The 5053-nt window shown below is 61.0% G+C and carries 8 protein-coding genes and 1 riboswitch; of the genes, 4 read left to right on the top strand and 4 right to left on the bottom strand.

Translation table 11 applies throughout. The features are described 5' to 3' along the window. Window positions 1-53: 53 nt before the first annotated feature. From cobO to ACFFAR_RS24150, 3 genes are read left to right on the top strand one after another with little or no spacing between them, the layout of a single operon-like run. A complete protein-coding gene (cobO, locus tag ACFFAR_RS24160; protein ID WP_174364529.1) occupies window positions 54-656 on the top strand; it encodes a cob(I)yrinic acid a,c-diamide adenosyltransferase in 603 nt (200 codons plus the stop codon). 1 nt (window position 657) lies between these two features. Further along, window positions 658-1950 (top strand): cobyrinate a,c-diamide synthase, encoded by a 1293-nt coding sequence (locus ACFFAR_RS24155; protein WP_375508599.1) that lies wholly within the window; start codon window positions 658-660, stop codon window positions 1948-1950. Then, entirely contained in the window at window positions 1947-2189 is a 243-nt protein-coding gene (locus ACFFAR_RS24150; protein ID WP_174364530.1) for a DUF1289 domain-containing protein, read from the top strand. The genes ACFFAR_RS24155 and ACFFAR_RS24150 overlap by 4 nt, the downstream gene beginning before the upstream one ends. 49 nt (window positions 2190-2238) lie before the next feature. On the opposite strand, the gene ACFFAR_RS24145 is transcribed toward ACFFAR_RS24150, so the two are convergent. Both ACFFAR_RS24145 and ACFFAR_RS24140 read right to left on the bottom strand, forming a co-directional pair. Further along, window positions 2239-3006, bottom strand: a complete 768-nt coding sequence (locus tag ACFFAR_RS24145) for a CbtA family protein (protein ID WP_174364531.1) — start codon at window positions 3004-3006, stop codon at window positions 2239-2241. Between the two features lie 8 nt (window positions 3007-3014). Then, a complete protein-coding gene (locus tag ACFFAR_RS24140; protein WP_062171235.1) occupies window positions 3015-3248 on the bottom strand; it encodes a CbtB-domain containing protein in 234 nt (77 codons plus the stop codon). Window positions 3249-3278: 30 nt separating this feature from the next. Next, window positions 3279-3433: riboswitch (cobalamin riboswitch) on the bottom strand. Window positions 3434-3485: 52 nt separating this feature from the next. Here ACFFAR_RS24140 and ACFFAR_RS24135 point away from each other — a divergent pair. Continuing rightward, window positions 3486-4046 (top strand): histidine phosphatase family protein, encoded by a 561-nt coding sequence (locus tag ACFFAR_RS24135; RefSeq protein WP_174364532.1) that lies wholly within the window; start codon window positions 3486-3488, stop codon window positions 4044-4046. On the opposite strand, the gene ACFFAR_RS24130 is transcribed toward ACFFAR_RS24135, so the two are convergent. Next, window positions 4047-4379, bottom strand: coding sequence for a hypothetical protein (locus tag ACFFAR_RS24130; RefSeq protein WP_375508598.1), 333 nt, complete (start codon window positions 4377-4379; stop codon window positions 4047-4049). A 72-nt stretch (window positions 4380-4451) separates the two neighbouring features. Further along, the coding region (locus tag ACFFAR_RS24125; protein ID WP_375508597.1) for a DUF2878 domain-containing protein at window positions 4452-5053 on the bottom strand (602 nt) is incomplete at its 5' end.

The following is a 5053-nucleotide window of genomic DNA, read 5'->3' as shown; positions in this document are numbered from 1 at the left end:
GTCGCCATTGCCGAAGACAACCTGAATCAACAGAAAGACAACGAGAGAACGTAATGAAAACGGACGAAGAAGCGCATCTGCGCATGACCCAGCGTCGCAAGGAAGGCCACGAGAAAAAGCAGGCACAGGCGTCGATTGAAAAAGGCTTGTTGATCGTCAATACGGGCACGGGCAAAGGCAAGACCACGGCAGCATTCGGCATGGCCGTGCGCGTGCTCGGCCATGGCATGCGGCTTGGCGTCGTGCAGTTCATCAAGGGTGCGCTGCATACGTCTGAACGCGATTTTCTCGGCGCGATCGCCAATTGCGACTTTGTGACGATGGGCGACGGCTACACCTGGGACACGCAGAATCGCGACGCCGATATCGCCACCGCCCGCAAGGGCTGGGACGCGGCGCGCACCATGATCGAAAGCGGCGAGTACCAGATGGTCGTGCTCGACGAACTCTGCACGGTGTTGAAATACGAATACCTGCCGCTCGATGAAGTCCTCGGCGTGCTCAACGCACGGCCCGAGATGCTGCATGTGGTCGTGACAGGCCGTCATGCCCCCGAAGCGCTGGTCGAAGCGGCCGACCTCGTGACGGAAATGCGGCCGGTCAAGCATCCGTATCGCGAGCAAGGGGTCAAGGCGCAACGTGGCGTCGAGTTCTGACGTGCGCGCCTGTCCTGCTTTATTCATCAGCGCGCCTGCATCGAACCAGGGTAAAACCACCGTGACCGCAGCGCTTGCGCGCTATCACAGACGGCTCGGCCGGCGTGTGCGCGTGTTCAAGACCGGCCCGGATTTCCTCGACCCGATGATCCTCGAACGCGCATCGGGCGCGCCCGTTTATGCATTGCATCTCTGGATGGTCGGCGAGCGCGGCTGCCGCGCGTTGCTTGCAGAAGCCGCGCAAACGGCCGACCTGATCCTGATTGAAGGCGTGATGGGTCTCTTCGACGGCACCCCCAGCAGCGCCGATCTTGCCGCGACATTCGGCGTACCGGTGCTGGCCGTGATCGGCGCGCATGGCATGGCGCAGACCTTCGGCGCGGTGGCGTTCGGGCTCGCGCGGTATCGTGACGACCTGCCGTTTTACGGGGTGCTGGCGAACCGCGTGGCATCCGAGCGGCACGCGCAAATGCTGCGCGAAGCGATTCCCGAGGGCGTGCGTTATTGCGGACATGTATCGACCATGGACGACGTCGCGCTGCCCGGGCGTCATCTCGGTCTGACGCAAGCGGCCGAAGTCGAAGACCTCGATGCACGGCTGGATCGCGCCGCGGACGCCATCGGCGAGACTACGTTGCGCGAGTTGCCTCCTTCAGTTGAATTCGCCGAGGAACCTCGCGAACAGCCACCATGTTTGCTCGAAGGTCTGCATATTGCCATTGCGCGTGACGCGGCGTTTTCGTTCATCTACCCAGCCAATCTCGATCTGCTCAGATCGATGGGCGCAACGCTGTCGCACTTTTCTCCCTTGGCCGATGAACCGTTCAATGCCGATGCGCTTTATCTGCCGGGCGGTTATCCCGAACTCCACGCCGCGCGCCTTGCCGCGAATGCGACGACGGCGGCATCGATTCGCGCGCATGTCGGAGCAGGGAAACCGGTGGTCGCCGAATGTGGCGGCATGCTGTATCTTCTCGAGTCGCTGACCGATATAGATGGCGCAAAGCACACCATGCTCGGCCTCTTACCCGGCCACGCGAAGATGCAAAAACGCCTTTCCCGCCTCGCTATGCAGCGCATCGAAAGCCGTCACGGCGTCAGTACAGGGCACACATTCCATTACTCGTCAGTGACGACCGACATGGCACCTGTCCTGAACGCAACGCACGCAACCACGGGCAAGGAAGGCGAAGCCTTCTACCAGCAAGGCCCGATTACCGCGACCTACATGCACACTTACTGGCCGACGAATCCGGCGGCAGCTGCCGCCCTTTTCCGTGGCGAACCGCTATGACAATGCCTTTGGAAACACCTGTAAAACCGCCGCTTGAACTCGCATTCACCATCGAACGTGCGAGCCAGCTTCAGCCCGTAGGTTCACCCTGCACGGACGTATGCCGCCTCGATAAAACCACGGGTTATTGCGAAGGCTGCTTCAGAAGCCGCGAAGAGATCAAGGCATGGAAGACATTGCCCGACGCCGACAAGCTCGGCCTCTTCCCTGCCTTGCTGGCCAGAAAAGCAGCGGCATAAAAAAGGGCGGCTCGCGAGCCGCCCTTCTCGTACCAGGAATCTTAATCGATCAAGCCGTTGCTACACGCCGCGCGGGCACACGTTCCACTTCACGCTGTGCAAGCACGCCGAACAACAAACCGAGCGTGGTCCAGATCACCGCCTGAATGCCGATTGCGGCCACGCGGAAATTCCACAACAAGGTCGCCGAAAACTTCGCCGGTACTTCATCGATCGATGGCAACGCAGCGTAAGCGAGCCCCATCAGCACGATGTAACCCGCGAGCGCAATCAGCGACGCATTCCAGTTGCCGTGTGTCGGCTGCATGCGGCGCTGAAACCGCACCGCGAACACGGCCACCACGAGTGAGATCGCGACCATGCCGAAAAAGAGCGCCGTTCTCGCGCCAATCGTCTCGGGATTTCCCACGGCCGGCGGGTTCGGCGGATACTTGAGAAACGGCACGATTGCAACCGTCACAAAGCCGAACACGCCGAGCAATGCTGACGTTCCGCGGGCGCGCAACGCACCGAGCCGCGCATACGAAAACGCGAACACGAGCGAGAACAAACCGCCCAGCGCCGTACCGAACACCGAGACGCCTGTCAGCAAACCTAGCCCCGCTTGCGTGCCGCGGCTGACCAGTTCGACATCGTCGCCATGTTCGTGCGGATGCCCGGCGGCCGCTTCCGCCTGCTCATGTGCCTGTTCCTGCTGGGATTCGAATGCAATGGCACGATCCACCGACGGCTCGCCGAAGGTTTTTGCAAACCCGAAACCGAGCAGGCCCGCGACCAGCCCCGCGATCATGCCGCGTATGAGGAGATTTCTGATCATGGACTGTCTCAGTGGCAGGGGAAACCGAGCAGATGGCGACCGTCGTGCACGAACTCGTGGATATACATGCCCTGGAAGATCGACGTTGCGCCTTGCTCCGCGCCCACGAAATAAATTGCGATCAACAAAAGCAGACCGATAAACACCGCCCAAGGCAGCACCTCACGCACCGGAATAGGTACGGGTGCATCAAATGCGGGATTCATGGCGGACAGATTCGCCGTTGGATTGGCTTGATTCATGAAAGCTCCGAGGGATAAGCGCGTCCCGTAAGAAAATAGAAAGGCTGCAGCGGGGGTCTGACTTGCATGCGTCGAATGGTTTTTTTACCTTGATTCAAGGATGAAAACGCACTCGGCACGCTTACAGTGGCGCGACCGTGCCGGGTTTTCACCGGCTTCCTCGCGCTGCAAGCTTGCCATTCTAAGATGTGATCACCGAAAGTAAAGCAATGCATCATTGAAGCGAATCCGGAAACCATGAAAAACGAACTGATCCTGCTTTGCCACGCGGCAACGCACGCCATGAAAACCGGCATGTTTCCCACGCTCCATGATCCGATCGAGCATCTCGAGCGCCCGCGTCTTTCGGCGCTTGCATCGGTTTATGTGCCCGACCGTGTCATCACGAGCCCGTCCCATGCCGCCGTGGAAACGGGACGGACGTTTGGCATCGAAATGTCGACCGATGCGCAGTGGAGCGACCTGGATCATGGCTGCTGGCAAGGACGTTCTTTGAAAGAGATCTACGACGAGGAGACCGACGCATTGAGCGCGTGGTTGTCGGAACCGGACAGCGCTGCGCATGGCGGCGAAAGCCTGGAGGCCCTTCAGAGGCGGGTTCGACGCGCGCTCGACAAACAGCGCGATAACGGGACTACGGTGATCGTGACGCACGCCATCGTAATCAAGGTGGTGCTTGCCGTGGTGCTGGACGCACCGCTTACGACGGTTTATCGGATGGATCTGGAGCCGCTTTCTGCAGTCACGCTGACCCGCGCGGACGATACATGGCGTCTGCGCTGCAAATCGTCCATCTGATCAGGCCCCGGCGCCCCGCGCCATGCGCCGAAGCGTCGATGAATCGATCGCGCCCGCGCAGATCCGGACCGCCTCGTTCAGCGTGCGGGGCCGGCCAGCAGCGAAATGCGCTTCGAGCATGGCGATAGCGCGAAGCCGTTCGTTATTACCGAGCTTCTCGCCAGTGGCAAGTTCAAGCACCGAGATGAAGTAAGTCGCGGGAGGCGTCGCGCCCCGCGCGCCGGTCGAAGACACGGGAATCGCGTCGGAGCATGCCTGCCTTGCAATCGTCGCAACATCGCGTTGGGGAAGCCAACTCGATTCGCTGAGCTGGTGTTCGGTTTGGCGTGTCATGGATAAAGCCCTGGAATATCCGTAAGTCGTATGACCTTTACCTAGCAAGGACTATTCCAGATTGACAAGCAGTCACGCATTGGTGTGGACCCCATCCCAGCGTCGCGACAAAAGAATCAGCACGGGCAGCAAAACCGCCCAACCGGCAGCCAGCGTGAGCGTCGCCGCCAAAGGCTGCGCGAACCGGACCGCGCCCAGCGCAGCGCCGCCCCGGAACGATAAAGGCCCCGCAACCGCGCCCAACACCGAAGCCAGCAGCATGCGCGACTTGAGCCAACCGAAGGTCGTATTGAATTGCGCGGCGAAGAGCGCCCACAACGCGAGAATCCAGTAAGGTGCGGCGCCGGGAAGGACCGTACCATTCGGGTAGACCAGCAACCCGGCCGCGACCGGCACGCTTTCCCAAACGGCGCCGATCGCAATCACGCTCGCCAGCAGCTTGAGCTCCGGCACTCGCCGGTCCACCCGAGCCAGATGCACGGCGACCAGGACCAGCGTGACGGCAACGCCGATCCACGGGACATCGTGCGCTGCGCTCAGCACGCAGGCGAACCACCCGAATTGCCCGACGATGAAATAGACCGTCGATGCCCAACGCTCAAAAGCTGAACTCCGGGCGGGACCGTCTGGAATGTTGCTGGATGCGTCGGGCATGCGGCTCGCGGTTATCTGAT

This window comes from uncultured Caballeronia sp. (assembly GCF_964243625.1).
GTDB lineage: Bacteria > Pseudomonadota > Gammaproteobacteria > Burkholderiales > Burkholderiaceae > Caballeronia.
This window is presented reverse-complemented; position numbering and strand designations above follow the sequence as displayed.

Excerpts from the sequence above, each read along its gene's own strand:
- cobO (WP_174364529.1), top strand. The coding sequence starts at position 54 with ATGAAAACGGACGAAGAAGCGCATCTGCGCATGACCCAGCGTCGCAAG.
- ACFFAR_RS24150 (WP_174364530.1), top strand. The coding sequence starts at position 1,947 with ATGACAATGCCTTTGGAAACACCTGTAAAACCGCCGCTTGAACTCGCA.
- ACFFAR_RS24145 (WP_174364531.1), bottom strand. The coding sequence starts at position 3,006 with ATGATCAGAAATCTCCTCATACGCGGCATGATCGCGGGGCTGGTCGCG.
- ACFFAR_RS24140 (WP_062171235.1), bottom strand. The coding sequence starts at position 3,248 with ATGAATCAAGCCAATCCAACGGCGAATCTGTCCGCCATGAATCCCGCA.
- ACFFAR_RS24135 (WP_174364532.1), top strand. The coding sequence starts at position 3,486 with ATGAAAAACGAACTGATCCTGCTTTGCCACGCGGCAACGCACGCCATG.
- ACFFAR_RS24130 (WP_375508598.1), bottom strand. The coding sequence starts at position 4,379 with ATGACACGCCAAACCGAACACCAGCTCAGCGAATCGAGTTGGCTTCCC.